27 protein-coding genes are annotated in these 26,198 nt (G+C 64.0%); 15 read left to right on the forward strand and 12 right to left on the reverse strand.

The features are described 5' to 3' along the window. Window positions 1-197: 197 nt before the first annotated feature. Window positions 198-1,703, reverse strand: a complete 1,506-nt coding sequence (locus tag AC1RQ5_RS15115) for a replicative DNA helicase (RefSeq protein WP_398482814.1) — start codon at window positions 1,701-1,703, stop codon at window positions 198-200. Between the two features lie 368 nt (window positions 1,704-2,071). Between AC1RQ5_RS15115 and AC1RQ5_RS15120 the strand changes: the two genes are divergently transcribed. Further along, entirely contained in the window at window positions 2,072-2,281 is a 210-nt protein-coding gene (locus AC1RQ5_RS15120) for a hypothetical protein (RefSeq protein ID WP_493200015.1), read from the forward strand. 3 nt (window positions 2,282-2,284) lie between these two features. Here AC1RQ5_RS15120 and AC1RQ5_RS15125 read toward each other — a convergent pair whose 3' ends face one another. Then, window positions 2,285-3,535: a cyclopropane fatty acid synthase gene (locus AC1RQ5_RS15125; RefSeq protein WP_493200017.1), complete on the reverse strand. Its 1,251-nt coding sequence runs from the start codon at window positions 3,533-3,535 to the stop codon at window positions 2,285-2,287. A gap of 292 nt (window positions 3,536-3,827) precedes the next feature. On the opposite strand from AC1RQ5_RS15125, the gene AC1RQ5_RS15130 reads away from it, so the two are divergent. After that, on the forward strand, window positions 3,828-4,688 hold the full coding sequence (locus AC1RQ5_RS15130; RefSeq protein WP_493200018.1) for a hypothetical protein: 861 nt from the start codon (window positions 3,828-3,830) through the stop codon (window positions 4,686-4,688). 179 nt (window positions 4,689-4,867) lie between these two features. On the opposite strand, the gene rplI is transcribed toward AC1RQ5_RS15130, so the two are convergent. The 4 genes from rplI to rpsF form a co-directional block, all read right to left on the reverse strand. Beyond that, the gene (rplI, locus tag AC1RQ5_RS15135) at window positions 4,868-5,452 is read right to left on the reverse strand and encodes a 50S ribosomal protein L9 (RefSeq protein WP_398482807.1); all 585 of its coding nucleotides are present in this window, start codon (window positions 5,450-5,452) and stop codon (window positions 4,868-4,870) included. 51 nt (window positions 5,453-5,503) lie between these two features. Beyond that, a complete protein-coding gene (locus AC1RQ5_RS15140) occupies window positions 5,504-6,457 on the reverse strand; it encodes a YybS family protein (protein WP_493200019.1) in 954 nt (317 codons plus the stop codon). 202 nt (window positions 6,458-6,659) lie between these two features. Further along, a complete protein-coding gene (rpsR, locus tag AC1RQ5_RS15145; protein ID WP_011158623.1) occupies window positions 6,660-6,899 on the reverse strand; it encodes a 30S ribosomal protein S18 in 240 nt (79 codons plus the stop codon). Window positions 6,900-6,904: 5 nt separating this feature from the next. Beyond that, window positions 6,905-7,360, reverse strand: a complete 456-nt coding sequence (rpsF, locus tag AC1RQ5_RS15150) for a 30S ribosomal protein S6 (protein ID WP_398482803.1) — start codon at window positions 7,358-7,360, stop codon at window positions 6,905-6,907. 371 nt (window positions 7,361-7,731) lie between these two features. Between rpsF and fabD the strand changes: the two genes are divergently transcribed. The 12 genes from fabD to AC1RQ5_RS15210 all read left to right on the forward strand — a co-directional run bounded on the left by fabD (window position 7,732) and on the right by AC1RQ5_RS15210 (window position 19,237). Next, on the forward strand, window positions 7,732-8,685 hold the full coding sequence (gene fabD / locus AC1RQ5_RS15155; protein ID WP_493200022.1) for an ACP S-malonyltransferase: 954 nt from the start codon (window positions 7,732-7,734) through the stop codon (window positions 8,683-8,685). A 195-nt stretch (window positions 8,686-8,880) separates the two neighbouring features. After that, on the forward strand, window positions 8,881-9,618 hold the full coding sequence (fabG, locus tag AC1RQ5_RS15160; RefSeq protein ID WP_493200024.1) for a 3-oxoacyl-[acyl-carrier-protein] reductase: 738 nt from the start codon (window positions 8,881-8,883) through the stop codon (window positions 9,616-9,618). Window positions 9,619-9,913: 295 nt separating this feature from the next. Then, window positions 9,914-10,153 (forward strand): acyl carrier protein, encoded by a 240-nt coding sequence (locus AC1RQ5_RS15165; protein ID WP_056294916.1) that lies wholly within the window; start codon window positions 9,914-9,916, stop codon window positions 10,151-10,153. A gap of 110 nt (window positions 10,154-10,263) precedes the next feature. After that, the gene (fabF, locus tag AC1RQ5_RS15170; protein WP_398480979.1) at window positions 10,264-11,523 is read left to right on the forward strand and encodes a beta-ketoacyl-ACP synthase II; all 1,260 of its coding nucleotides are present in this window, start codon (window positions 10,264-10,266) and stop codon (window positions 11,521-11,523) included. 124 nt (window positions 11,524-11,647) lie between these two features. Further along, window positions 11,648-12,907, forward strand: a complete 1,260-nt coding sequence (gene mltG / locus AC1RQ5_RS15175) for an endolytic transglycosylase MltG (protein ID WP_493200026.1) — start codon at window positions 11,648-11,650, stop codon at window positions 12,905-12,907. 107 nt (window positions 12,908-13,014) lie between these two features. Further along, a complete protein-coding gene (locus AC1RQ5_RS15180; RefSeq protein ID WP_398480974.1) occupies window positions 13,015-13,902 on the forward strand; it encodes a YicC/YloC family endoribonuclease in 888 nt (295 codons plus the stop codon). A gap of 2 nt (window positions 13,903-13,904) precedes the next feature. Then, a complete protein-coding gene (gmk, locus tag AC1RQ5_RS15185) occupies window positions 13,905-14,546 on the forward strand; it encodes a guanylate kinase (protein WP_398480972.1) in 642 nt (213 codons plus the stop codon). Window positions 14,547-14,662: 116 nt separating this feature from the next. Further along, a complete protein-coding gene (locus AC1RQ5_RS15190) occupies window positions 14,663-15,283 on the forward strand; it encodes a TIGR00725 family protein (RefSeq protein ID WP_398480970.1) in 621 nt (206 codons plus the stop codon). 88 nt (window positions 15,284-15,371) lie between these two features. Then, entirely contained in the window at window positions 15,372-16,160 is a 789-nt protein-coding gene (locus AC1RQ5_RS15195) for an ABC transporter permease (protein ID WP_398480967.1), read from the forward strand. Continuing rightward, window positions 16,157-17,197 (forward strand): ABC transporter ATP-binding protein, encoded by a 1,041-nt coding sequence (locus AC1RQ5_RS15200; protein ID WP_493200028.1) that lies wholly within the window; start codon window positions 16,157-16,159, stop codon window positions 17,195-17,197. Before AC1RQ5_RS15195 ends, AC1RQ5_RS15200 begins: the two co-directional genes overlap by 4 nt. A gap of 23 nt (window positions 17,198-17,220) precedes the next feature. Then, entirely contained in the window at window positions 17,221-18,300 is a 1,080-nt protein-coding gene (locus AC1RQ5_RS15205) for an extracellular solute-binding protein (protein WP_493200029.1), read from the forward strand. A gap of 112 nt (window positions 18,301-18,412) precedes the next feature. Next, the gene (locus AC1RQ5_RS15210) at window positions 18,413-19,237 is read left to right on the forward strand and encodes an ABC transporter permease (RefSeq protein WP_493200030.1); all 825 of its coding nucleotides are present in this window, start codon (window positions 18,413-18,415) and stop codon (window positions 19,235-19,237) included. 10 nt (window positions 19,238-19,247) lie between these two features. Here the strand turns inward: AC1RQ5_RS15210 and AC1RQ5_RS15215 are convergent, their stop codons facing one another. The 6 genes from AC1RQ5_RS15215 to AC1RQ5_RS15240 form a co-directional block, all read right to left on the reverse strand. After that, complete coding sequence (locus tag AC1RQ5_RS15215; protein ID WP_493200031.1) at window positions 19,248-19,727, reverse strand: hypothetical protein; 480 nt, start codon at window positions 19,725-19,727, stop codon at window positions 19,248-19,250. Window positions 19,728-19,753: 26 nt separating this feature from the next. Further along, complete coding sequence (locus AC1RQ5_RS15220) at window positions 19,754-20,260, reverse strand: hypothetical protein (protein ID WP_493200033.1); 507 nt, start codon at window positions 20,258-20,260, stop codon at window positions 19,754-19,756. 27 nt (window positions 20,261-20,287) lie between these two features. Continuing rightward, a complete protein-coding gene (locus tag AC1RQ5_RS15225) occupies window positions 20,288-21,655 on the reverse strand; it encodes a caspase family protein (protein WP_493200035.1) in 1,368 nt (455 codons plus the stop codon). A gap of 197 nt (window positions 21,656-21,852) precedes the next feature. Next, entirely contained in the window at window positions 21,853-22,911 is a 1,059-nt protein-coding gene (locus AC1RQ5_RS15230; protein ID WP_398480951.1) for an alcohol dehydrogenase, read from the reverse strand. Window positions 22,912-23,083: 172 nt separating this feature from the next. Beyond that, window positions 23,084-23,386: a hypothetical protein gene (locus AC1RQ5_RS15235; protein WP_493200037.1), complete on the reverse strand. Its 303-nt coding sequence runs from the start codon at window positions 23,384-23,386 to the stop codon at window positions 23,084-23,086. Further along, complete coding sequence (locus tag AC1RQ5_RS15240) at window positions 23,383-24,702, reverse strand: HdeD family acid-resistance protein (protein WP_493200039.1); 1,320 nt, start codon at window positions 24,700-24,702, stop codon at window positions 23,383-23,385. The genes AC1RQ5_RS15235 and AC1RQ5_RS15240 overlap by 4 nt, the downstream gene beginning before the upstream one ends. Window positions 24,703-24,909: 207 nt before the next feature. On the opposite strand from AC1RQ5_RS15240, the gene AC1RQ5_RS15245 reads away from it, so the two are divergent. Next, window positions 24,910-26,061 carry an MFS transporter gene (locus AC1RQ5_RS15245; protein WP_493200041.1) on the forward strand — a complete coding sequence of 384 codons (1,152 nt, stop codon included), beginning with the start codon at window positions 24,910-24,912 and terminating at the stop codon, window positions 26,059-26,061. The last annotated feature ends 137 nt before the right edge of the window (window positions 26,062-26,198 follow it).

Consider the following 26,198-nt stretch of genomic DNA (forward strand, 5'->3'; position numbering starts at 1 on the left):
AGTCCCAGGCGATAGATCCGCCCGCGCGTGGCGGGATCGCTATCGGTTGTCATCGCCCGACCTGATCGGGCGATCCAGTAAACACCGGCCAATGTGAGGATCACCAGTGCCGGTGTCTACTGGATTACCCGCTTTCGCGGGTAATGACAGCGGGGTAGGCAATGACCTTTCACGGGCGTTATGTCGCCGCGACCAAATCACTCGTGAGACACCGCCGGCATGTAACGGTCGCCTTCGGCGAGGTCGCTGAAACGCGTGAACTGGCCTTCGAACTGCAGGGGGACAGCGCCCGTGGGGCCGTGTCGCTGCTTGGCGACGATCACTTCGGCCTTGCCGTGCACCATCGACATGTCGAGTTGCCACTTTTCGTGCTCCGGCGTGCCTGCCTTGGGTTCTTTGGCCTGCAGGTAGTATTCCTCGCGATAGACGAACATCACCACGTCGGCGTCCTGCTCGATCGATCCGGATTCACGCAAGTCGGCGAGCTGCGGGCGCTTGTCTTCGCGGTTTTCCACCTGACGCGACAGCTGTGACAGCGCGATGATCGGGACGTTGAGCTCCTTCGCCAGCGCCTTCAGGTTGGTCGTGATTTCGGTGACTTCCTGCACGCGGTTGTCCGAGCGCTTGCCCGAGCCCTGCAGCAGCTGGATGTAGTCCACCATGATGACGTCGAGGCCCTTTTGCCGCTTCAGGCGGCGGGCGCGGGCGGTGAGCTGCGAGATGGAGAGGCCGCCGGTTTCGTCCACATAAAGCGGCAGGTTCTGCAGCTTGATGGTGTAGTCGCGGACCTTGTCGAACTGGTCCTGGGTGATGCCGCCGCGGCGGATCAGGCTCGACGAAATCTCGGTCTGCTCGGCCAGAATACGCGTGGCGAGCTGTTCGGCCGACATTTCGCACGAGAAGAAGCCGACGACGCCGCCATTGACGGTTTTGCTGGTACCGTCCGGCTGCAGTTCGGCCTGATAGGCGGCGGCGATATTGTAGGCGATATTGGTGGCGAGCGAGGTCTTGCCCATGGCAGGACGGCCGGCGAGCACGATCAAGTCGGAGCGCTGCAGCCCGCCCATGCGGGCGTCGAGATCGCGCAGGCCGGTGGAGACGCCGGAGAGCTTTCCATCACGCTGATAGGCATTGGCCGCCATTTCGAGCGCGGTGGTCATGGCCTGCGAGAAGCGCTGGAAGCCGCCGTCATAGCGACCGGCTTCGGCGAGTTCGTAGAGGCGGCGCTCGGCATCCTCGATCTGGGCGCGCGGGGCAAAGTCCACCGGCGCGTCATAGGCGACATTCACCATGTCCTCGCCGACGCCGATCAGCTGGCGGCGGATCGCGAGGTCATAAATGCTGCGGCCATAGTCCTGCGCATTGATGATCGTCGTCGCCTCGGCCGCGAGGCGGGCGATGTATTGGGCGACGGTCATGCCGCCGAGATCGGTGTCGGCGGGCAGGAAGGTCTTCAGCGTCACCGGGGTGGCGATCTTGCCGGCGCGGATGATGCTCGCGGCCGTATCGAAAATCGTCTGGTGCAGCGGCTCGTAGAAATGCTCGGCCTTCAGGAAGTCCGAGACACGATAGAAGGCGTCATTGTTCACCAGCATGGCGCCGAGAACGCCCTGTTCGGCCTCGATATTATGCGGCGCGCTGCGATAGGCAGGCGAATTCACGTCGGGAGCGAGCTTGAGGACGTTGGAATCGGATGCGGCCATGATGCTCGATTTTTTTGTTCAAATGGGGCGGATGCGCGGCCCCGGACATAAGCGCAATGGCGCGGGCAGGGGGAAGCATGCTGTGCCCTTATGCACGATTCACACTGCGGGTTGGGGGAAATCACAGGCTTCGGTCAATCGGCGCTTGACGCGTTCCCGGCGCCGCCGGTGCCCGGTTCCTCAACGGTCCCTTAAAGGAACCCGGAAAATCGCTGGATGGAACTGAACCGGATGGCGAGATGTCTCACTTATAACAAGAACAGGGATTGCAATGCTGCAACACCCGGAACCGGTTGCCGGATCGGGCGTTGAGACTGCAACGAAGCCACGTGCACAAGTGCGGGCGACAGAGGCGTAAGGACAGATCGATGGGTCAGGGCCAGCCGTTGACGGCAGCCGATGATACGATGTGGTTGTCCGAGCTGGTAGGCACGTTCGAGCGTGCCGAGCAGCTTCACGACGAGCCATGCGACAAGGCGTTGTTGTCCGCCGCCATGGCGCGCCTGCAGCGGCCGGCCGCGACAGTGGCGCGCCTCGGGGGCACCCGGCGAGCCGAACTTCTTGAACTGTCGTTCTGAGCGTTAATCCCCTGCCATCTGGAGCTTGGGCGAAATGGCCCGCTCCACCGCCACAAGGCGCGCCTCCTCTCGGCCGATATAATCCCGCGTCAACGGCACCACGTCCTGCCGGCGTGTGAGCTGGATCTGGAAATTCATCGTGTTCTGCTTGCGGAACGACATTTCCGAGGACGCCAGATAGAATTCCCACATCAGCGCAAAGCGCTCGTCATAGAGCTGCACCGCTTCGTCTCGCCGCGCCATAAAACGTTCGCGCCAGGCTTTGAGCGTCTCGGCATAATGCAGGCGCAGGATTTCGATGTCCGAGACCAGCAGGCCTGCCCGCTCGATTGCCGGCAGTACTTCGGAAAGGGCAGGAATGTAGCCACCTGGAAAGATGTATTTCGTAATCCACGGATTGGTGATGCCGGGACCTTCTGGCCGCCCGATGGAATGCAGCACCATCACGCCGTCCGGGCTCAGCAGCTCGGCGCAACGTTTGAAGAAGGTGTCGTAGTGATCGATGCCGACATGTTCGAACATCCCCACCGAGACGATGCGGTCGAACGGGCCGGGAATATCGCGATAGTCCTGCAGCAGGAATTTGGCGCAACCCGCGAGTTGCTTCTCGGCGGCCCGGGCATTGGCGACCTCGAGCTGCTCGGTGGAGAGCGTCACGCCGGTGACGCGGGCGCCGGTCATCTCGGCCAGATACAGGCCGAGCCCGCCCCAGCCACTGCCGATATCGAGCACGCGCTGGCCCTTCTCGATCAGCAGTTTTGCGGCGAGGTGGCGCTTCTTGGCGAGCTGGGCCTCGTCCAGCGACGTGCTGGGGCCGTCGAAATAGGCGCAACTATATTGTCGGTCGGGATCGAGGAAGAGCGAATACAGCCGGGCATCGAGATCGTAGTGATGGGCGACGTTGTTGCGTGACCGCTTGCGCGGATTGAACTGCTTGGCGGGGCGGAGCAGATAACGTAGCCAATATTGCAACTTGGCCCAGCGTGGCGACAGATCTGGCTGGGAGAGGGCGATGGCGAGGAGGTCGGCAATCGTGCCGCGCTCCATCACGAGTTCGCCTTCCATATAAAGTTCGCCGAGCGCGAGCTCGGGGTCGAACAGCAGCCGGCGCTGGGCTGCTTTTGTCTTGAAGCGGACGGTGACCGGGTCGCCGGTGCCGTCGCCACATGTAAAAGACTTGCCGGCCGCGGTGATGAAAGTCAGCGCCCCGCGGCGGATGTAACGGTCCAGGAAGAAACGCAGCAGACGGTCCATCGAAATCATCTCCAATGATCCGATCGCGTGCCCGGCGCATCAGCGTCGTTAAACGCCCCGCACGAGATCAACTGTCTCCCTAGAAATGGCATGATAGGTAGGCGGCGCCGGCTCTGCCAATGCGTCCGTCGCATTGCCGCCATACAATTTGCCGCGATCACAGTTTCGCGCACAGGCTTGAATCGCCCGACCGCTTCCATTCGCGGCGCATTCGGCTACAAGAGATTCAGGTTAGACAAATTGTATTTCGGAGACTGAAATGTTGGGCCGAGCGCTCAGTTTAGCGACGGCGATGCTTTTGATTGGCTTCGCGGCACCTTCCTCCCTCATCGCGCCCGCCTTCGCCCAGAACCTTGAGGCCGGCAAATCGCCGGCGCAGCTGTTCAACGGCAATTGCGGCGTCTGTCACAAGAGCGCCCGTGGCCTCCTCAAGAGCGTGGCGCCAGGGCAGCTGCCGGGCTTCCTGCGCCAGCACTACACAACCAGCAGCGACATGGCGAAGGTCATGAGTGCCTATGTCATCGCCAATGGCGCGGGCGGTGGTGCTGCCGTCGGTCGCCGGGGCAATGACGACAACCTGACCCGCCAGGGCCGCGAATTGTCGCGTGAGCAAGCACCGGCGCCGTCCGATGCGGCTCCCGTGGGTCGCCAGCGTCCGGCTGCGGCTGAGCGTCCGCAGGCCCAGCCCGGTGCAGATGCAACAGCGCCCGCAGAACAGGCACCACGTCGCGGCCGCACCAAGCGCCAGCCGCCCGCCGAGGCCGCTCCGGCTGGGGAAGCACAGGCACCTGCCGCGGCCGAGACTGAGCGTCCGGCCGGGCAGAAGCAGAAGGCCGGCAAGAAGAACCGCCGGCAGCAGGAAGAGCCGAAGGCCGACACCGTCAAGGACGAGCCGAAGCACGACGGAAAGCCCGAGACCGACAAGCCCGAGCCGGCCAAATCCGAGCCGAAGGAAGCTGCTCCTCCAAAGCCGGTCGAACAGCCCAAGCCTGCAGAAGCGGCCAAGCCGGAGCCAAAGGCAGAGACGCCGCCGGCGACCCGCTCCGATCCGGTGCCAGCCGTGACGCCGGCTCCGAAGGAGCCCGAACCGAGCGCGCCGGCTTCGCCGCCGCCCGCAGCGGCGCCGTCAGAGCCCGCGAAGCCCGCAGAGTAGTGAGCGACAAACAAAAAAGCCCGGCCGTGAGGCCGGGCTTTTTCGTTGTTGCGAGGGTCGTAGGATGGGTTGAGCGGAGCGAAAACCCATCATTCTGTCAGCGCCGCAAGCTCGGCTGATGGGTTGTCGCTCCCGCGCTGTCGCGCCTGCGCTCAACCCATCCTACAAGCGCGTCGGGCTTAGCCGTTGTCTTCGTCGTCGCCGCCCTGGGCTTCCGGATCGAAGAACTCACCGGCAGCGGCGAGGGCTTCGGCGGCAGCGTCCTGGTCATCCTTGCGGGACGAGATGTCTTCGCCACGGTTGATGCGCTCGGCTTCAGCTTCCGAACGGGCCACGGTGACGCTGACGCTGACTTCGACTTCCGGATGCACGGCGATCGAGATCTTGTGCTGGCCGATGGTCTTGATCGGGGCGTCGAGCAGCACCTGGCTGCGGGCGAAGGTGATGCCATCGGCTTCGAACGAAGCGATGATGTCACGGACCGAGACCGAGCCGAACAGCTGGCCGGTTTCCGATGCCTGGCGGATCACGACGACGTTGCGGCCGTCGATCTGCTCGGCAACCTTGGTGGCTTCGCCCTTGGCCTTGATGTTGTTGGCCTCGAGGTCGGCCTTCATGCCATCATACTTGGCACGGTTGTCGGCGGTGGCGCGCAGCGCCTTGCCGCGCTTGAGCAGGAAGTTACGGGCGTAACCGTCCTTGACGCGGACGACTTCGCCCATCTGGCCCAGCTTGGCGACGCGTTCCAGCAGAATGACTTCCATTTTAGATCTCCTTCGTTTGTCTGTTCAATGTGAGTTGAGGTGAAGTTGTTGTCAGGCCGCCGTCTCTGGCGGTCGACGTTCGCCGAGGCGTTGGCGAAATCCGAAAAAGGCATCGGCGAGGCCGAGACAGGCCAGCACCAGCATGGGCCAGCCGAGCACCAGAACCATCGCATAGATCATGCTGAGTACGAGTGTGCGGCTGCGCATGCCAATCGTGAGCGCATGAAGCGTTGCAAAGCCGGTGAGGGCATAGGCCATCAGCAGCGTCGCCGAGACGATCTGCGCAAACAGGCCGACAATGCCGCCAAGGAAGGTCAGCGCAATCGCAATGCACAGTGCCACCAGCGTCATCGGGGGCAACGCAAGGGTGCGCAGATCCGGCCACGGCCGCTTCAGGCGCCCCGAGGTCGCGGTGATGCGGCCGGCGAGCCAGAGATTCAGCGTTAGCGTGATGATCGCGACCACCGATGCGGCCGACGGCGCGATCATCGCAATCGCATTGGCGATGTTGTCGGTGTCGCCTTCGGTGCGCCCGGACATGATGCGCGCGAATGAGCGCTTCAGGGCGCCCAAAATTGTCTCGCTATCGGTGCCGAGGGTGAGCAGCGCGGCCATCGTGGTGATGGAGGCGAAGACAGCGATCCACAGCAGGATGCGGCCGATCGGATACCACTCGGTCCGCGGTTCGGCATTGCCCATCACCGATGCCGGCGCCTCGACCGTGCGGCCGAGCAGTGCGAGATGGCCAAGCCACCAGGCGGGAAGCGCGATCGTGATGGCGAAGATGGCGAGATAGCCCATGCCGAAGATGAGGCCGAGCGAGGTTGCGGCGGCAATGCCGCCGATCGTGGCCGTCATCGGTCCCCAGCCGAGGCATGCGACCATCAGCGGGAGCGGAGCGAGATAGAACAGGAAAATGGAGACCAGCGCGCCCGAGACGATCGAGGCGAACATCACGGCGGAGGCAGCGCCCGCGGCAAGCGCGATGAGGAGACTGGAGATCATCAGCTGTCCCGCCCCCTTTGAGCGGTTAGGAGCATTTCGCCCCAACCATCGGCAACCGGACGACCCGGAAGCCTTATGAGAAAATATGAAACTGTCATTCCGGGGCGCGCCACTTGGCGCGAACCCGGAATCTCGCAGTGTTTTAGCTATTTCGAGGTTCCGGGTTCGCGCGAAGGCGCGCTCCGGAACGACGAGGGTGTCCTTAGCGGATCACGTAGGGCAGCAGGCCGAGGAAGCGGGCGCGCTTGATTGCGCGGGCCAGCTCGCGCTGCTTCTTGGCGGACACGGCCGTGATGCGGCTCGGCACGATCTTGCCGCGCTCGGACACGTAACGCATCAGCAGCTTGCTATCCTTGTAGTCGATCTTCGGCGCATTGGCTCCCGTGAACGGGCAGGTCTTGCGGCGACGGAAGAACGGGCGACGTGCACCAGCTTCAGCCATGTTTCTTACTCCTCAACCGATGCTTCGTTGTCGTCACGCGGGCGGCGCGGGCCGCGGTCCGGACGATCGCCACGGAAACCGCCTTCACGGTCGCCACGGAAACCACCACCCGGACGATCATCGCGTTCACGATCGCGATCGGCCTTGCGCATCATCGCCGACGGACCTTCCTCGTGCTCTTCGACACGGGTGGTCAGGTAACGGATGACGTCTTCATTGATGCGCTCCTGGCGCTCGATCTCAACGATCGCGGCCGACGGTGCATCGATGTTCAGCAGAACGAAGTGAGCCTTGCGGTTCTTGTTCATGCGGTAGGTGAGGGAGCGCACGCCCCAATTCTCGGTCTTGGTGATCTTGCCGCCAGCGCCTTCGACGATGGTGGTGATCTGCGCGGTGAAATCTTCCACCTGCTGCGCACTCGCGTCCTGACGCGCGAGGAATACATGCTCGTAGAGAGCCATGGGAGTCCTTTCCAGTGTTAGCGCATCACCCGGCGGCAAGCCCTTCGAACCCTTCGGAAAGGACTCGACTGCTCAGAAGGCGGAAGCACGGGACGACGGGCCGACTGGCCCTATCTCAACAGAATCTGTGAATGGATTGTGCTGTGACCGTCCGTTCAGCTCCCGGCCGGGATCTGCGGATCGGCGCCTTATACGGATTTTTGCCGGAATGGCAAGGGAAAGGGACGTCATTGCGCACGCCGGACGGGTGGTCCGGGAATCCCGCCGGGAACCCGGTTTTGGCGCTGCAACTTGACATCGCCGGTCATGCCAGTGTCTTACGGCGCACGTTTTCAGCAGTTTAACCGACAAAGCGAGACCGGGGCGAGCCGATGACCGCAGCATTTACATTTCCCGGACAAGGTTCCCAGGCCGTCGGCATGGGCAAGGCCCTGGCGGATGCGTTTCCCGTCGCCAAAGCCGTATTCGACGAGGTCGATTCGGCGCTCGGCGAAAAGCTGACCGCGATCATCTGGGACGGTCCGGCCGAAACCCTGCAACTGACCCAGAATGCCCAGCCGGCGCTGATGGCCGTCTCGCTCGCCACCATGCGCGTGCTGGAGGCCGAGGCCGGTATTTCACTGGCCAGGGACGCGGCTTTCGTGGCCGGCCATTCGCTCGGTGAATATTCGGCGCTGGCCGCGGCTGGCAGCCTCTCCATCAGCGATGCCGCCCGCCTGCTGCGGACCCGCGGCCAGGCGATGCAGAAGGCCGTGCCGGTCGGCGTCGGTGCCATGGCGGCCTTGCTCGGCCTCGATTACGAGACCGCCGTCGCGGTTGCCGCCGAGGCGGCGCAAGGGCAGGTCTGCCAGGCGGCCAATGACAATGGCGGTGGCCAGGTCGTGGTGTCCGGCGACAAGGCTGCGGTGGACCGCGCCGTCGAGATCGCCAAGGCCAAGGGCGCCAAGCGCGCGATGCTGCTGCCGGTGTCGGCGCCGTTTCATTGCAGCCTGATGCAGCCCGCCGCTGACGTGATGGCGGAAGCACTCGCCAAGGTCACGATCAACAAGCCCGCAGCACCGCTGGTGTCGAATGTGCTGGCTTCGGCCATCACCGATCCCGACGAGATCCGCCGCCGCCTGATCGAGCAGGTCACCGGCACCGTGCGCTGGCGCGAATCCGTGGCCTATATGGCCGGGCAGGGCGTCACGCGATTCTTGGAGATCGGCGCCGGCAAGGTGCTGAGCGGTCTCGTCAAGCGTATCGCAGAAGGCGCGGTCGGCACGCCTGTGGGTGGGCCGAACGATATTGCTGCTGCCAAGGACGCGCTGACCGCAGCGAAGTGACGTGTCTTCACCTCTCCCCACCGGGGAGAGGTCGACCGGCGAAGCCGGGCGGGTGAGGGGCTTCCGCAAGCGCCGTCACCTGTGGTGCCCCCTCACCCGCGCGCCAGGGCGCGCGACCTCTCCCCGGAGGGGAGAGGTGAAAGGAGTGCCCCTGAGAGTTTGAGTTTTATTGGCCCAGGGCCAAAGGAGAAACGAATGTTCGATCTGACAGGCAAGACCGCGCTGGTGACCGGCGCTACCGGTGGCATTGGCGGCGCGATCGCGGCCGCTTTGCATGCGCAGGGCGCGACCGTGGCGCTGTCCGGCACCCGCCGCGAGGTGCTGGAAGCGCTGGCCGCCAAGCTCGGTGACCGCACTTATGTGTTGCCGTGTAATCTGTCCGATGCAGCCGAAGTCGAGGAACTGGTGCCCTCCGCCGAGAAGGCCATGGGCCAGCTCGACATCCTGGTCGCCAATGCCGGCATCACCCGCGACAACCTGTTCGTGCAGCTCAAGGACGAGGACTGGGACAACGTCATCAACGTCAACCTGACCTCGACCTTCCGCCTTGCGCGTGCGGCCACCAAGCTGATGATGCGCAAGCGCTTCGGCCGCATCATCGCCATCACCTCGGTGGTCGGCGTCACCGGAAATCCCGGCCAGGGGAATTACACGGCTGCCAAGGCCGGCCTGATTGGCATGATCAAGACGCTGGGCGCCGAATATGCCAAGCGCAACGTCACCGCCAACTGCATCGCGCCGGGCTTCATCGCCACGCCGATGACCGATGTGCTGAACGACAAGCAGCGCGAAACGATTCTGACCAAGGTGCCGGCAGGCCGTCTCGGCTCGCCCGAAGACATCGCGGCTGCGGCGGTTTATCTCGCCTCCAACGAAGCCGCTTATGTCACGGGACAGACCATTCACGTGAATGGCGGAATGGCCATGATCTAGCCGTGCGGGTTCCCGCAACGCTGTGATTCAATTGGGCTTTGGACGACTGCGGCAGTGTGTGGCAAAGCCATATGATGTGTGCTAATCGGTCGTCCAACGGTGGGGCAAAGAAGGCCATTGCAGGATGTAGAAACCCTGTATATTGGCGGGGCGAGCCTGCCGTTTTTCGCGAGGCTCCGTCCGGGACGGCGGGGTCACTCCACAAGGCGCGACAGCGCAAGGTTTAACGAGTTAAACGCTCCACAATGGCTCGTATCGTCTACGGACGAGCCTGGGTAACAAGCACGAGGTTGATATGAGCGAGATTGGCGAGCGAGTGAAGAAGATCGTGGTCGAACACCTTGGTGTCGAACCCGAGAAGGTGATCGATTCCGCGAGCTTCATCGATGATCTCGGCGCTGACAGCCTCGACACTGTCGAGCTCGTGATGGCGTTCGAAGAAGAGTTCGGTTGCGAGATTCCGGACGATGCCGCCGAGACGATTCTCACCGTCGGCGACGCGACCAAGTTCCTCGAGAAGAATGCCAAGAGCTAACTTCTTCGCGTGACACATTCTGAAGCCGGGCGGATCGCGTCACCGCGGTCCACCGGCTTCTTGCTGTGGAGCGCGGGAGTTCGCTTTTGAAGGAAGCTGTGGAGATGCAGATGAGGCGGGTAGTCGTCACGGGCCTGGGCATGGTGTCGCCATTAGCCTGCGGTGTCGAGCCGACCTGGAAGCGTATCCTCAACGGGGAAAGCGGCGCCAAGCGCATCGACACGTTCGAAGTGTCGGATATCCCCGCCCAGATCGCCTGCATGATTCCGCGCGGCGATGGTACCAACGGCACCTTCAATCCCGACCAGTGGATGGAGCCGAAGGACCAGCGCAAGGTCGACGACTTCATCATCTTCGCGATGTGCGCTGCCAAGCAGGCACTCGACGACGCCAACTGGCATCCGGAGAGCTACGAGGATCAATGCGCCACCGGCGTGCTGATCGGCTCCGGTATCGGCGGCCTGACCGGCATCGCCGAAACGGCAATCATCCTGAAAGAACGCGGCCCGCGCAAAGTGTCGCCGTTCTTCATTCCCGGCCGCCTGATCAATCTGGCGTCGGGTTACGTCTCCATCGAACACGGCCTCAAGGGCCCCAATCATTCCGTCGTCACGGCATGCTCCACCGGTGCGCACGCGATCGGCGATGCCGCGCGCCTGATCGCGCTCGGCGATGCCGAAGTGATGGTGGCAGGCGGCACGGAATCGCCGGTCAGCCGGATCGCGATGGCCGGCTTTGCCGCTGCGCGCGCGCTGTCCACCGGTTTCAACGACACGCCGCAGAAGGCGTCGCGTCCGTACGACAAGGACCGCGATGGCTTTGTCATGGGCGAGGGCGCTGGCGTCGTCATCCTGGAAGAATACGAACACGCCAAGGCGCGTGGCGCCAAGATCTATGCCGAAGTCGTCGGCTACGGCCTGTCCGGCGATGCCTATCACATCACCTCGCCGTCGCCGGACGGCGATGGTGGCTTCCGCAGCATGAGCGCCGCCCTGAAGCGCGCCGGCATGACGGCCTCCGATCTCGATTACATCAACGCCCACGGTACTTCGACGCCGCTCGGCGACGAGATCGAGCTCGGCGCGGTGCAGCGCCTGCTGGGCAATGCGGCTTCCAAGGTCGCGATGTCGTCCACCAAGTCGTCCACCGGCCATCTGCTGGGTGCGGCGGGCGCCATCGAGGCCATTTTCAGCATCCTCGCGATTCGCGACAATGTCGCGCCGCCGACCATCAATCTCGACAACCCGTCGGTGGAGACGGCGATCGATCTCGTGCCGCACAAGTCGCGGCAGAAGGAGATCAATGTGGCGCTGTCGAACTCTTTCGGTTTTGGCGGGACTAATGCGTCGGTGATCCTCAAGCGCGTGTAACCGCGTAGAGGTCTTCCACCGTTTCGCCGCAATCCGCATCGATTGCTGCCGTGGGCGTATGTTATTGATGGTATTCGGATTCGATCGGATTCGAGCCCGTCAGGATTGGACTCTAGGTACATCGATGAGTGAGCGGTCGCCCATTTCGCCCCGTAGCCCGCGCGCCGCGCTGGAGCCTGAACAGGTTCCGCCGCCGCCGAAGCGGTCGGATGTGGCCCGCAGCCCGCTCGTCGTGTTCGGCAATGCCGTCATCACGCTGATCATTCTGGTGATGCTCGCCACCGGCGGCGTGTATGTCTATGGCCGCCAGGCCCTGGAGGCGGCGGGGCCGTTGCAGGACGACAAGATCGTCAATATCCCGGCCCGCGCCGGCAAGGGCGACATCGCCGAAGTGTTGCAGCGCGAGGGCGTGATCGACGCCAATCGCTGGGTCTTCCTCGGTGCGGTGTTCGCGCTGAAGGCGGCGCAGGATCTCAAGCCCGGCGAATATCTGTTCCAGAAGAACGCCAATCTGCGCGATGTCATCGGCACGATCGTCGATGGCAAGGTGGTGCAGCATTCGGTGACGATCCCGGAAGGCCTGACTTCCGAGCAGATCGTCGCGCGCCTGTCCGAGAACGACATCTTCACCGGTTCGATCCGTGAAATGCCGCGCGAGGGCACGCTGCTGCCGGAGACCTATAAATTTCCGCGTGGCACGCCGCGCGAGCAGGTGATCCAGCGCATGCAGGCCGCACAGAAACGCGTGCTGGCCGATGTCTGGGAGCGTCGCAATCCGGACGTGTTGGTGAAGACGCCGGAGCAACTGGTCACGCTCGCCTCCATCGTCGAGAAGGAGACCGGCCGCGCCGACGAGCGCAGCCGTGTCGCCGCCGTGTTCACCAATCGCCTGCAGCGCAAGATGAAGCTGCAGTCGGACCCGACCATCATCTACGGGCTGGTCGGCGGCAAGGGTACGCTCGGCCGTCCGATCAAGCGCAGCGAAATCCAGCAGCCGTCACCCTACAACACTTACGTGGTCGATGGCCTGCCGCCGGGCCCGATTGCCAATCCCGGCCGCGCCTCGCTCGAGGCCACCGCCAATCCCGCGCGGACCCGTGACTTGTTCTTCGTTGCCGATGGGACCGGGGCGCATGCCTTCACCGAGACCTATGACGCGCATCAGAAGAACGTCGCGAAGTTACGTGCGATCGAGAAGGCGGCGCAGAACGACACGGTTGAACCGGCGGAAGAGCCAGCGCCTGCTGCTGCGGCACCAGCCGATGGTAACTCCACCGGCGCCACGCCGCGTCAGGCCCCGGCCAAGCAGCAACAGCAGCGTCCCCGGACGCCGCCGGCCCGCCAGGGCGCAGCGCAGCCGAACGGCGCGCCCGTCGCGCAATAACGAGACGCGTTCAACCGCGCTGATTTTCCGTCCGGCCTGAAAGGGCCTATCCTTGTTCGGGTTCGCGATTGCGCGAATCCTCTTTCGATCTTTTGGAGTGTTTTGCGATGGTGTTGTCGAGCATGACCGGCTTTGCACGGAGCCACGGCACCAGCGGCCCCTATACGTTCGAGTGGGAGTTGAAGTCGGTCAATGCCAAGGGTTTTGACCTCCGCCTGCGCATGCCGCCGGGCTTTGACGAGGTGGAAGCCAGCGCCCGTAAGCGTGCCACTGAGGTGCTGTCGCGGGGCACCGTCTATGCCAATCTCACCGTGAAGCGCGCCAATGCCGAAGCCGCCGTGCGCATCAATGAGGACGTGCTCAATGCCGTGCTGAAGATCGCCGCCGAGATGGCGAGCAAGATCGACGCGGTGGCGCCGAGCATCGACGGCCTGATGAATATCAAGGGCGTGATCGAGATGGTCGAGCCCGAGGCCGACGAGACCGAGGAGGCTGCTGCGAAAGTCGCCGTCGCCGCGGGCTTCGAGGAAGCGTTGAAGGCGCTTATCGACATGCGCAAGCGCGAAGGCGCGACGCTCGGCGATATCCTCACCCTGCGCCTCAACGAGATCGAGGAATTGTCGAAGAAGGCCGAGGCTGCGCCGGGCCGCAAGCCGGAAGCGATCCGCGCGCGCATCGCCGAACAGATCGCGACATTGCTCGATGCCTCCGATCGTTTCGATCAGGATCGCCTCTCGCAGGAAGCACTGATGATCGCCACCAAGGCCGACATCCGCGAAGAGCTCGACCGCATCGCCTCGCACATCTCGCAGGCGCGCGAGATGATCAAGAAGGGAGGCCCGGTCGGTCGCCGCCTCGACTTCCTGTCGCAGGAGTTCAACCGCGAAGTGAACACCTGCTGCTCCAAGTCGGGCGATCTCGAATTGACCAGCACCGGCCTCGAAATGAAGAACGTCGTGGAGCAGTTCCGCGAGCAGGTTCAGAATCTGGAGTGACCATGTCGAGCTTCGAGGGCGTCGAGCGCCGCGGTTTGATGTTCGTGCTGTCGTCGCCATCGGGCGCCGGCAAGACCACGCTGACGCGCATGCTGATCGACGAGATCGCGGATCTGCGGATGTCGATCTCGGTGACCACGCGGCCGATGCGGCCTGGCGAAGTCGATGGCAAGGACTACTACTTCGTCGATCAGGCGAAATTTGACACTATGGTCGCCAATGACGAATTGCTCGAATGGGCAAAGGTGTTCGACAATTGCTACGGCACGCCGAAAGCGCCCGTCGAACACGCGCTCGCCAACGGCCACAATGTGCTGTTCGACATCGACTGGCAGGGCGCCCAGCAGCTCTATTCGCGTGCGCCCAACGACATGGTGTCCGTCTTTATCCTGCCGCCTTCGGTCAAGGCACTGGAACAGCGTCTGCACACGCGCGCGCAGGATTCCGAGGACGTCATCCGCGGCCGCATGAAGAAGGCGGGCGACGAGATGAGCCATTTCGACGCCTATGACTACATCGTCGTCAACGACAATATCGGCATCGCCTTCGAGTCGGTGAAGTCGATCCTGCGCGCCGAGCAGCTCAAGCTGCAGCGTCAGGTCGGCATGGTCGCCTTCGTCCAGAAGCTGCGCCAGCAGCTCTGAGGATGAATGGAAGCGAATGAGGCGCTTGTTCACCTCTCCCCGGTGGGGAGAGGTGAACGCGCGCAATCGTAAGCTTCAGTGATGGCGGATCGAACACGAAACGAGTGAGTGGTGCCATGACCAAACTGTTCTGGAACGAGGCCGCGAAGCAACTCGGCGACGGCACGCGTATCTTCGATCCCGCTGCGTTGACATGGCGTGATGGCGAGGTGAGGCAGGGCGCTCCGGTCACGCCGAGCGAGGCGCTGTCAAAGCTCGCAGCGCATCGGCTGCTGCGCGGCGTGCCGATCGGCATCATCGGCCCGCGTGAGGCGACCGATGCGCAGCGCGCGCTGGCCGAACAGATGGGCGCCGCACTGGCGCGCCACGGACTTCAATTGCTCTGCGGTGGCAAGAACGGCGTGATGGAAGCGGCGTGCAAGGGCCATGCGGAGAATGGCGGCATGCCGGTCGGCCTGCTGCCGGACGAGGAATGGCACGCGGCCAATCCCTATGTGGCGATCCCGATTGCCACCGGCATCGGCCCGGCACGCAATGCCATCATCGCGCGGGCCTGCCTCGTCCTCGTTGCCATCGGCGGTGGGGTCGGGACGCTGTCGGAAATGGCGCTGGGACTACAATTCAACCGGCTTGTCCTCGCCATGGCCGATGCACCGGAGGTCAATACCGTTGCGCGCATTGATACCGTGGACGCGGTCATCGCGCGCATTGCAGCAAGGCTGTTTGCGATCGCCTGACGCTTTTCGCTTTGTCACAAAACTGATATCTGCCCCGTATAACTGAGGCGCTCCGACCTCAGCGCAACATTTACGGGGAGTTGTGATCTTGCCGATCGTCGCGGTCGCATATCTGCTGTTTCTGGCGGCGCCGGTATTGTTGCTGTTTCTCGGCTCGTTCGGCGAAGTCTGGAGCGGCACGTTGCTGCCGTCGGGCTTCACCTGGCGGTGGTATGAAGAGGTCGCCGGCGATCCCAGCTTTCGCCGCGCCTTCACCACCAGCCTCAAGGTGGTTGGTATCACCTGTCTCCTCAATCTTCTGATCGGCCTGCCGCTCGCTTATGCGATTCATGCTGGCGCGCGTGGCGGCGTGCGCGTGGCCGCGCGCATCGTGACGCTGATGCCGATCGCAGTGCCCGAGCTGGTACTCGCTTTCGGATTCATCCTCGTCTTCTCGTCTGATGCGCTGCCATGGCTCGGCAGTTTCTGGCTGCTTGCGGCCGGCCATCTGGTGCTGACGCTGCCTTATACGGTGACCGCGCTGGTCGCTGACATGGAGCAGCTCGGCCTTGCTGAATACGAACATGCGGCAGCAACGCTCGGCGCGCCGTTCCGCACGCGGATGTGGGACATCACGCTGCCGCAGCTGCAGCCGTCGCTGCTGTCCTGCATGCTTACCGTCGCTGCATTGTCGATCGGCGAATTCCAGCTTTCAAATCTGGTGTCGGGCTTCCTGTCGCGCACCTATCCGGTGGTGTTGCTGCAGGCCTTCTATGGCGCGACGGGCTTTGCCTGCGCAGCTACCGTGGTGCTGCTGGCACTAGCGACGCTGGCCTCGCTCGCCAGCGGGCTCACGGCACGCATCGCCGGCCGCCGCACCGCGAGGGCCATCACGTGACACTGCGCTACGACAATGTAAGTTTCAGCTATCCTGGCACGTCCACCGGCGTGTTCGATATCTCGCTGGAGATCGGCCGCGGCGAATTGCTGGCGATCATCGGTGCGTCCGGCTCCGGCAAGTCGACGATCCTGAAACTACTCGCCGGCTTCATCAAGCCGGATACCGGTCGCATCCTGATCGATGGCATCGACGTCGGCCACACGCTGCCGGAGACGCGACGGCTCGGCGTCGTGTTCCAGAACTATGCGCTATTTCCGCATATGCGGCTGTGGGAGAACGTCGCCTTTCCGCTCAAGGTGCGCGGCATTGCGAAGTCCGAGCGCCGTAAGCGCGCGGTCGAGATGCTCGACCGCGTCGGCATGGGCAAGCGCGCCGACGACTATCCAACCGAACTCTCCGGCGGCCAGCAGCAGCGCGTGGCACTCGCACGCGCGCTGGTGTTCGAACCGCAGGGGCTGTTGCTCGACGAGCCGCTATCGGCACTCGATGCCGGATTGCGGATGGAGATGCGTGACGAGATCCTGCGCGTGCAGCGGCAGGCCGGGATCGCCACGCTGCTGGTCACGCATGATCAGGAAGAGGCGCTCTCCATTGCCGACAAGGTGGTGATGATGCGGGACGGCCGCATCGTGCAGATCGGTACGCCGCGCGATCTCTACGAAACACCCGCTGATGCGACGGTGGCGGCCTTTGTCGGGCAGTCCAATCTGTGGCCGGGCGAAGTCTCTGCCGATGGGATCGTGACCACGGCGATCGGCAGACTTGCTTGCGATACGACCGGGCAGGGTATCGGCACGAAAGTGACCGTGTTCGTTCGCCCTGAGCGCGTTGCGCCACTGACCGGCATAGTCGATGCGAGCCGGCCCAACAGCTTCGCCGGCACGATGTCCGCCGATCGTTACCTCGGCCCGATCCGCCGCATCGATCTCGATGTCGCCGGCGGCATCGTGCGGCTTGAGACGCATCTGCGCGGCGATATCACCGGTGCCGAGATTCCGCGTGACGCCATCCGACTTTTGCCACCGACTTCGTGACCCGCAACTCTCAGGAGACCGACATGAACCGACGTCAATTTCTGACCAGCGTTGCCGCCGCCACCATGGTGGGCGCCATCGCACCATCCGCTTTCGCCTTCGAGGGCGCCGAGCTCTATGCCGGCGAGAAGGCGCTGTATGAAGCCGCCCGCAAGGAAGGCCTCGTCGTGTCGTTCGACACCGGCCCGACCTGGGCCAACTGGGCCAACCAGTTCAAGGCATTCCAGAAGCGCTATCCCGGTGTCGAGATGGTCTATAACGATCTCGGCTCGGCGGCGACCGTGGTTGCCCTCGACAAGGCGAAGAACCGTCCGCAGGCCGACACCGCCTATTACTTCGCAGCCTCCGCCCTTGATGCCGCCAAGGCGAATGTCGTTGAAAGCTTCAAGCCGGTGAATTTCGACAAGCTCGCCGAGCCGTTGCGCGATGCCGATGGCCGCTGGTTCACCATCCATACGCTGAGCGTAGCCTTCCTGGTCAACACCAAGCTCGTCAAGACGATCCCGATCGGCTGGGCCGACCTGCTCAAGCCCGACTACAAGAACGCCATCGTCTATCAGGATCCGCGCTCGACCGGGCAGGGCCAGGTCGTTGCCTTCGCCGCCGCCTTCGGCAATGGCGGCAGCATGGATAATGTCGCGCCGGGCATCGACTATCTCGGCAAGCTGACCAAGGCCGGCAATGTGCTGCGCACCGTTGGCACCACGCCCTACGCCCAGTTCCTGAAGGGTGAGATCCCGATCTGGATCGGCTACGAGAATGACGGCCTCAAAGCCAAGTTCACCGATGGTCTCGGCGATGGCATCGCTGTCGTGATCCCGAAGGAAGCGACCGCCGCCGCGCCTTACGCAATCTCGCTGGTAAAGAACGGCCCGAACCCGAATGCCGGCAAACTCTGGCTGAACTTCATCATGAGCGAGGAAGGCCAGAAGATCTTTGCCGAAGGCTTTGTGCGTCCGGCCGTGCCGGGTGTGGCCCTGCCGGCGAGCGTCGCCGACAAGATGCCAGCAGCACCCCAGTTGCAGGCGCTGGACATCGCCAAGGCCACCGCGAAGAAGGCCGAGATCGATACCGGCTGGGCCAAGGCCGTGCTGGGGCAGTAACACGCTGTCATTGCGAGGAGCGTAGCGACGAAGCAATCCAGAAGGCCATAAGCGAAGGAAGACTGGATTGCTTCGCTTCGCTCGCAATGACGACGGAAAGAACAACCAGCCCATGAGTGCACGTGTTTCCACATCGATGCTCGCAGCCATGAGTTTGCCCGGCGCCGTGGTGCTGGGGCTGTTCTTCCTGTTGCCTGTGGGCGCGGTGCTGATCGGGGCGCTCACCGATGGCGGCAGCGCCTTCGCGCGCCTCACCGCCGATCCCGTATTCTGGAACGGGCTGCGCGGCACCATGGTGCTCGGCACCGTCGCGCCGCTGTTCTCGCTGGTCGTCGGCTTCTGCGTCGCACTGGCGCTGGCGCGCTTTGCACCGGGCCTGCGCACAGCGGCGCTGATCGCGATCTCACTGCCGCTGACGTTCTCCGGCCTGATCGTCGCCTATGGCTTCATCCTGCTGCTCGGCCGCGCCGGCTTCGTCACGCTGCTGCTGGCGAAGCTCGGCTTCGATCCCGCTGTCATCGGCGGCTTCATCTTCTCGCCGGTCGGGCTCGGACTTGCCTATTCCTATTATCTCGTGCCGCGCGTGGTGCTGATCGTGCTGCCGGCCATCAGCAATTTCGATCGCAACCAGATGCTGGCATCGCGATCGCTCGGCGCAGGCGGTTTCCGCACGCTGGTCGAGGTGATGCTGCCGCAGATTTTGCCGAGCCTGATCGCGGCCTATTGCCTGACGGCGGCAGTGGCGATCGGCGCCTATGGCACCGCGCTGGCGCTCGCGGGCACGCAGGTCAACATCCTGCCGCTGGTGCTCTACAGCAAGATCTCGGAGACCGGCACCGACCTGCCGGCGGCGTCCGCGGCATCGATCGTGCTGGTCGCCATCTGCGCGATCGTGGTCGCGATCGGCGAGACGATGCGACCACAACGCAAGGCGTAGACGGCGCCAATCACAGCTTCACTGCCGTCCATCGGCCGCTGCAGCCATTCGACATCTGCATCGATCCGCCGCCGCTGCGACCGGACAGGCGGCCGCTCAAGACGGCGCTCACGCCGCTGGTATTGGCAACCCCTTGGAACGCGCCACTCGAAGTGACGGTGCTGCCATCATTGGTGCGGCCGCCGGAGACTGTAAATGTGCTGTCGGCTGTGATGCCTGCGCATATCTTGCTTCGACCGGTGAAGCTCATCCGCCATCTGCCATCGAACCGGGCGACACTCCCGCCGCCGTCATCGGAGCTTCGCCGGGCCGGCGCTGCGCGCGGCTCGGATCGCTCGCGGCGCGCCGGCGCTGCAGCACGTGGCTCGGAGGACGAGCCGGACAGCGACTTGTTGTCGTTGCCGAGGCTGCCCCCGGTAGCGCCCTGGCTCCATGCGTGGCCGCTGCCGAGTGTGACGACGAGCAGGCAGGGAAGGGCGACTGATTTCATGAGGACCTGTGGGACTGTCATAGCGATCACTGCTTTGATGCGACCCAGCGGCCCGAACATCCGTCGGAGCGCTGGAAGGTGCCGGAGCCGGTGCGCCCGGACAGGCGGCCCTGGCTGGTGACGCCGATGCCGCTGTAGTTGCCGGCGCCGCGTACGCTCCCGTTGGCGCTCACCGTGGCGCTCCCGGCGCCGGAGCCCCCCGTCATCCGTCCGCCCGAGACGACGAATTGCTCTGTCAGCGTGTCGGAGCAGCCCGACGTGCCGGCGCTCGAGATCGACCAGACGCCGTCGAAACTCCCGCCACCACCGCCACCGCCGTCGCTACGGCTCCGCGTTGCGGTCTGGCGGCGCGGTGCGGGACGTTCAGTGCGTTCGCGGCGGGCAGCCGGGGCTGATCGGGATTCCGGGGCGGAGCCTGACAGGGTCTTGTTGTCATTGCCGAGGCTGCCGCCGGTGGCGCCTTGGGCGAGGGCGGTGCCGCCAGACAGAAGGAACGCGGCTGCGCCAATTATCAAACCGGATCGAAGAGACATCGCAATCAACTTTCACAATGGGCTTGCTTACAATTTCGCGTCGGGACCTTTGACTGTATTGGCGCAAATGGCGCCGACGATGGAGCATGACTTTCCTGTCTTGCTGCATTGATCGATGGCCGCATCGCGTGCCTGTGCCAGCGTGCTGCGCGCCACCAGCGACCAGTTGCCGCCAAGCGATGCGAAGGCCCCGCAATTCGATCCATAGAACGACAGTTCAAGTCCGCAGGCGGCCGCGCCGCATTGCGCGCGCGCTTTGCCGACCGCGGATTTGCGCGAGGGCTGGTCCCATGACATGCCCCATTTCTTGTCCTTGGCGTCGAATACGATCGCGCCCCATGGCTTGACGTCCTGGATCGTCCGCAGCCGTTGCAGCAGGCCTTCGGTGGCTTCGCCGGTGGGCGGCAGGCCGCCCTTGAGCTGGAAGTCGCGGATGGCGATGGCGATGCCGTTCTTGCTGTTCAGCGGCTCCGGATCGAAGTTCAACTCATAGAGGCGATCGCTGATCTCCGTCAGCTTGACGGGATCGGTGATCGCGAGCTTGTCGAAGTCGATGCGCGGCGCATCCGACAGCCGCGCTTCCTGCAGTGGCTTGTCCGGCACGATCAAGGGGACCGCCGGGGGCGGCGCCACGAAATAGAAATTGCCGTCGATCGGCGACGACGACACCCACGGCTGCTGCGCGCCGCCGGTGGAGCGCTTGACCGCCAGGCCGACCTGGTTGAACGTCTGGAAGATATCGAGGCCGGCCTGCCGCACCGTGCTCGCCAGCGCTTTCGTGTAGGGGCTGTTGCCATCGACGCCGTCCTGCGCCACCGAGCCGGGCTGGGTGGCATAGGAGATCAGCGTGCCCTCCGGTGCGCGCATCTGCGCGAGGCCACCTTCCGCTGCGCGCAGGCCGCGGGCGCCAAAGGGATTGTTGCGGCAGGCATCGAGAATGACCATGTTGAGCCGCGTGCCCGCGCCCTGCATCTGCCGCAGCACGAGATTGACATCGACCATCTGGAAATCGACATCGGCCTCGCGGGTCGGATTGGCGCTGATCGGGACGAGATAGTTGGCGCCGGAAACCTGCACGCCGTGGCCGGCATAATAGAATAATGCGACATCGGCGCCTTGCACCTGGCGGCCGAAATTCTGCACGGCAATATCGAGAGACGGCTTGTCGAGATCGAGCTGTGCGCCGCCGCCGACCAGTGTGAAGCCAAGCGCGGACAGCGTCTGCGCCATCAGTTTGGCGTCGTTCTTCGGATTGTCGAGGCGGGTGATGCTTTGATAGTTCGAGTTGCCGATGATCAGCGCAATGCGCTTCTCGGCATGAGCAATGCCGATCGTCGAAAGCGATGCGAGACATATCAGCGCGAGCGAACGCACGTAGCGGACAAAATGGTCCATGATCCCCACCTGGCAATGGGGATCATGGTAGCCGGGACGGCGTGAATCGCAATTGGCTGGACGCGCAGTCCTGGCTCAGTCCCTCATGGTGAGGAGGCGCGAAGCGCCGTCTCGAACCATGAGATGTTAGAGCGCTGCCGCCATCCTTCGAGACGCCGCTGCGCGGCTCCTCAGGATGAGGGGGAGTATGAGGCGAGCTAGTTCGCCAGCATGATCCGCCCGACCACTTTACCGGCACGGAGCTGCTCGATCCATTTCTGCGCGTCGGCCATCGGCTCTTCCGTCATCGGCGTCGGCTTGACTTTGCCGGCGCGGGCGAGGGTCATCAGCTCCTTGGCCTCGTCCAGCGTGCCGACCATGAAGCCTTCCACGGTCAGGCGCTTGTAGATCCACTGCACCATGGGCAGGCTGAATTCGCCGCCCATCAGGCCGGACACCACCACCTTGCCGCCGCGGGCCGCCGCAGCGACTGCAAAATTCATGGATTTGTCGTTGCCCGCGAAATCCACCACGCCGTCGAAGCCGCCGTCGTTCTCCTTCACGATGCGCTTGGCGATATCGGGCTCGGAGGGATCATAGGCGAAGGACGCGCCGTTCTTCAGCGCGGCCTCGCGCGCGGCCGGATTGAGGTCGGCCACCGAGATCGGCTGCTTGAACATCGCCTGTGCAAGCGACAGCCCGGCCATGCCGACGCCGCCGAGGCCAACCAGCAGCAGATTGCGCTGGCGCGGACGATCGACCAGGCGCTTCAGCGCACCATAGGCGGTGATGCCCGAGCACATCAGCGTCGCAGCGACATTGGTCGGCAGCGGATCGTAATCGAGCAGGTATTTCTGGTCGGGCACCAGCACATGGGTGGCAAAACCGCCATCGAGGGAGACGCCGAGGAAGCGGTTGCGGGCGCACAGGTTCTCGTCGCCAGCGAGGCAGTCGCGGCACTTGCCGCAGCCGATCCAGGGGAACACCGCCTGCTTCTTGCCGACCAGCGACTGGTCGCCTTCGGGGCCGACTTCATCGACGATTCCCGCGATCTCGTGGCCGAGGGTGAAGGGCAGGGTCATGCCACGCGTGGTGTCGAGCTTCTTGCCGCCGCCAAGATCGGCCCAGCCGTCCTGGATATGCAGGTCGGAATGGCACAGGCCGCAGCGCTCGATGCGCACCAGCACTTCACGGCCTTGCGGCTTCGGCGTGTCGATGATGGTTTCGCAGAGCGGAGCGTCGAACTTGACCAGCGACTGGCGGATCATTTGTGCCATTTTGTTTCTTCCCTGAGTTTCGTTGCCGTCTAGCAAACACAGGATGGCGGGGAGGGCAAGTGGGGCTGGCGCGGCGTCCGTAGGATGGGTTGAGCGCAGCGAAAACCCATCATCCCGTGAATGCCGCAGGCCCTGCCGATGGGTTATCGCTCCGGCGCTGTCGCGCCTGCGCTCAACCCATCCTACGGGCTCTGAGCGCCAGAACAATCGCCACAGCCAGCCACACCAGCAGCGCAACAGCGCCGATCGGAACGGTCATCAATGCCAGCCAGCCCGCTATGAACATGAAGGTGAGCAGGCCGCCGACATCAACGCCGACGATCACGCAGGGATGCGTACGCGCTTCGTTGAGCTGACAATCGCCCAGCGCGGCGATCCCGCTGGATGCCATGACGGAAATGATCGGCAGCAAGGCAAACAGCACGATGGCGGCCAGGATCCAGGCCATGCCGCGGGCCGACAGGATGCGTTTCATTTCCAGGCCGGGCGTGAATGCGCCAGTGCCGCACGGCGGAACACCAGGCGACGCAGGCGCGTGTGGCGTGTCTCGCTGCTTGAGGGCAAGGGCTCGACCACCACATGCAACAGGCGCGCATAATCGAGCACGAGGCCCGGCGTCCAGGCCATGGCTTCCGCGCGCCGCCGCAGCACGCCCGCGATCCAGAGCTCGGGTGTCGTGATCGCGCGGAAGAAGGCGCGCCAGGGGCGCTCGGTCTGGCCCAGGACACCCTCCAGCGCGGCATCGAGCGCATTGACGACGGCGCTCGAACAATTCCGGCTGGTGAGATTATACGCGGTGTCGCTGCGATAGGCCCGCCAGAAGTGGCGCACACGCAGGCGATCGATACGCGTGAATCGGATGTGCTCGGTGGCCTCGCACCAGCCTGCGGCTTCCTCGGCATAGCTCGGCAGGAAGCGGCCGGGAATGTCGTTGTCCACGCTGGCGCGCAGCACGCGCCGAAATTCCTCCGGCGAGCGATCGATTTCGACCGCGGGATAGTGGCTGATATAAACGTTGGGCGCGAGTTCGAGCGCAGCGTGGCCGGTGGAGATCCGGCCTTTGTGATCGACGGCAGCAATGTAGCGATCAATCAGCGGACGCTGGCGCGCGTTGCGCCGGCGCCCGGTTGGCGTCCAGACATGGACGACCAAATCGTCATGCCCGGCATCGTCGGGCGTCGCGGGCACCCACAATGCGGCAGGGAATGTGCCGCCGATCAACATCGAGATCGGCGCATCCGGCGGCAGCTTGCGTAGCCGATTGGCGAGCATGATGGTGCCCCAGCCGGAGATGATCAGCAGCGCGCCGACATTGAAGCCGATCGTGCCTTCATACCATGTGGGCCACGGCTCCAGCGTGATGATGGCAAGGATGATTTCGATCACGCCGGCCACCAGGGCCGTCCGCCAGTTGTCGAACCGGACCACCCACGCGCTGGCGATGCGCAACGTGCCGTCGCACAGCATGACGCCACCAAGCAGCATGGCGATCAGCATGTTGGAATGGCGCGGTTGAGCGATGATGATCACGGCGGGAAGCAGCAGGATCACCGCCTTGGCGAGCTGCGAGACGCGGCGTTGCGTCGCGAGCAGGCCGGCGAGCAAAGTGATGACGCCTTCGAGCAGCAGCAGATAGCCAAAGTAATGCGGCCGGATCAGCGTCGCGCCATCGAGCGCGTCCAGCACCGTGAACAGGCCGAGCGACGCCCAGACAGCGCCGATCGCCAGCAGGACGCGCCAGCGCCGCTGCACCACTTCGGCGCCGAGCAGGAGGAGCAGGAGTCGGATCATAAGTGGTCTCGGTCTAAGCCGTCATTGCGAGGAGCCGCTTGGCGACGAAGCAATCCAGAGCCACACGAAGAAAGAACTGGATTGCTTCGTCGCTACGCTCCTCGCAATGACGGATTCTGGCTCTCATCGATCGCCAAGCCTAGCCGAGGGATGTTTAACTTTTCCATGCCAGTGATACCGCGATTTTGCAGAGCGGACAGGCGGTTCATGGCGTCCATCGGTTCCAATTTATGGTCGCGCGCGGCGGTGATTACCGCAGCCATGATCTTTGGCCTGACCTACAGTCTCAGCGCGGCGTTGCTGGCGCTTGATCTCTCCGAACGCGGGCATTCCGACGGCTTCATCGGTGCCAATGCGGCGATGCATGCCGTCGGTGTTCTGGCCATGGCCTTTGCGCTGCCGCGCATGGTCGGCGGCATCGGCGCGAGGCGGATGGTGCTGGTGGCGCTGGTGATCGCGGCCGTGGTGCTGGTGCTGTTTCCCGCCATGCCGTCGATCTGGCTCTGGTTCCCGTTGCGTATCGTACTCGGTGCGGCCTCCGAGACCTTGTTCGTGATGTCGGAGACCTGGCTCAACAGCCTCAGCACCGACGCGACGCGCGCGCGCGCGATGGCGGCCTATACCGCAGCACTCTCGCTTGGCTTCGCATTGGGGCCGTTTCTGTTGTCGCTGATCGGCACGGATGGTGCGACGGCCTATTGGGTCGGCGCAGCGTTTGCGCTTGCGGCGGCGGCTTGCCTCGCCATGCCGGGGATCAGCGAGCCCACTTTCGACAAAGGCGGTCATGGCAATCCGCTCGGCTTCGTCGCGCTCGCACCGATCGCGATGGCTGCGACGGTGCTGCACGCATCCGTGGAGAGCAGTGGCCTGTCCTTCCTCGCGCTTTATGCGCAGTCGCTCGGCTGGAAGGAAGGCGATGCGACGCAGCTGATGTCCTGCATGATGGTCGGTGCCATCCTGTTGCAGCTGCCGATCGGCTGGCTCGGCGACAAGATGGATCGCCGCAAGCTGATCATCGCGCTCGCTGCGATCGCGGTGGTCGGAGCGCTGGTCTGGCCGCAAGCGCTGCGGTCGCCATGGACGACCTATCCGCTGCTGTTCGTGTGGGGCGGCGTGTTCGTCGGGATCTATACGATCATGCTCACCATTGTCGGCAGCCGTTTCGCGGGCAGCCGGCTGGTCGGCATCTATGCGGCGATGGGCCTGATGTGGGGCGTCGGCGCGCTGATCGGTCCGGTGGGTGCGGGCGCGGCGATGCAGTGGCTCAGCCACGGCCTGCCGCTGTTCGTGGCCTTTGCCTGCGGCTGTTTCCTGCTGGCAGCGCTATGGCAGACGCTGCACGGCGGCGAGGCGACGTAGTAGGGCGCTGCACACACTCTCTCATCCTCATCCTGAGGAGCCGCGCAGCGGCGTCTCGAAGGATGGCCGCAACGTCGGGGGCTTGCCAACTCATGGTTCGAGACGCGCGCAGGGGCGCGCTCCTCACCATGAGGGGC

The sequence above is a fragment of the Tardiphaga sp. GW821-FHT12E02 genome (assembly GCF_058807155.1).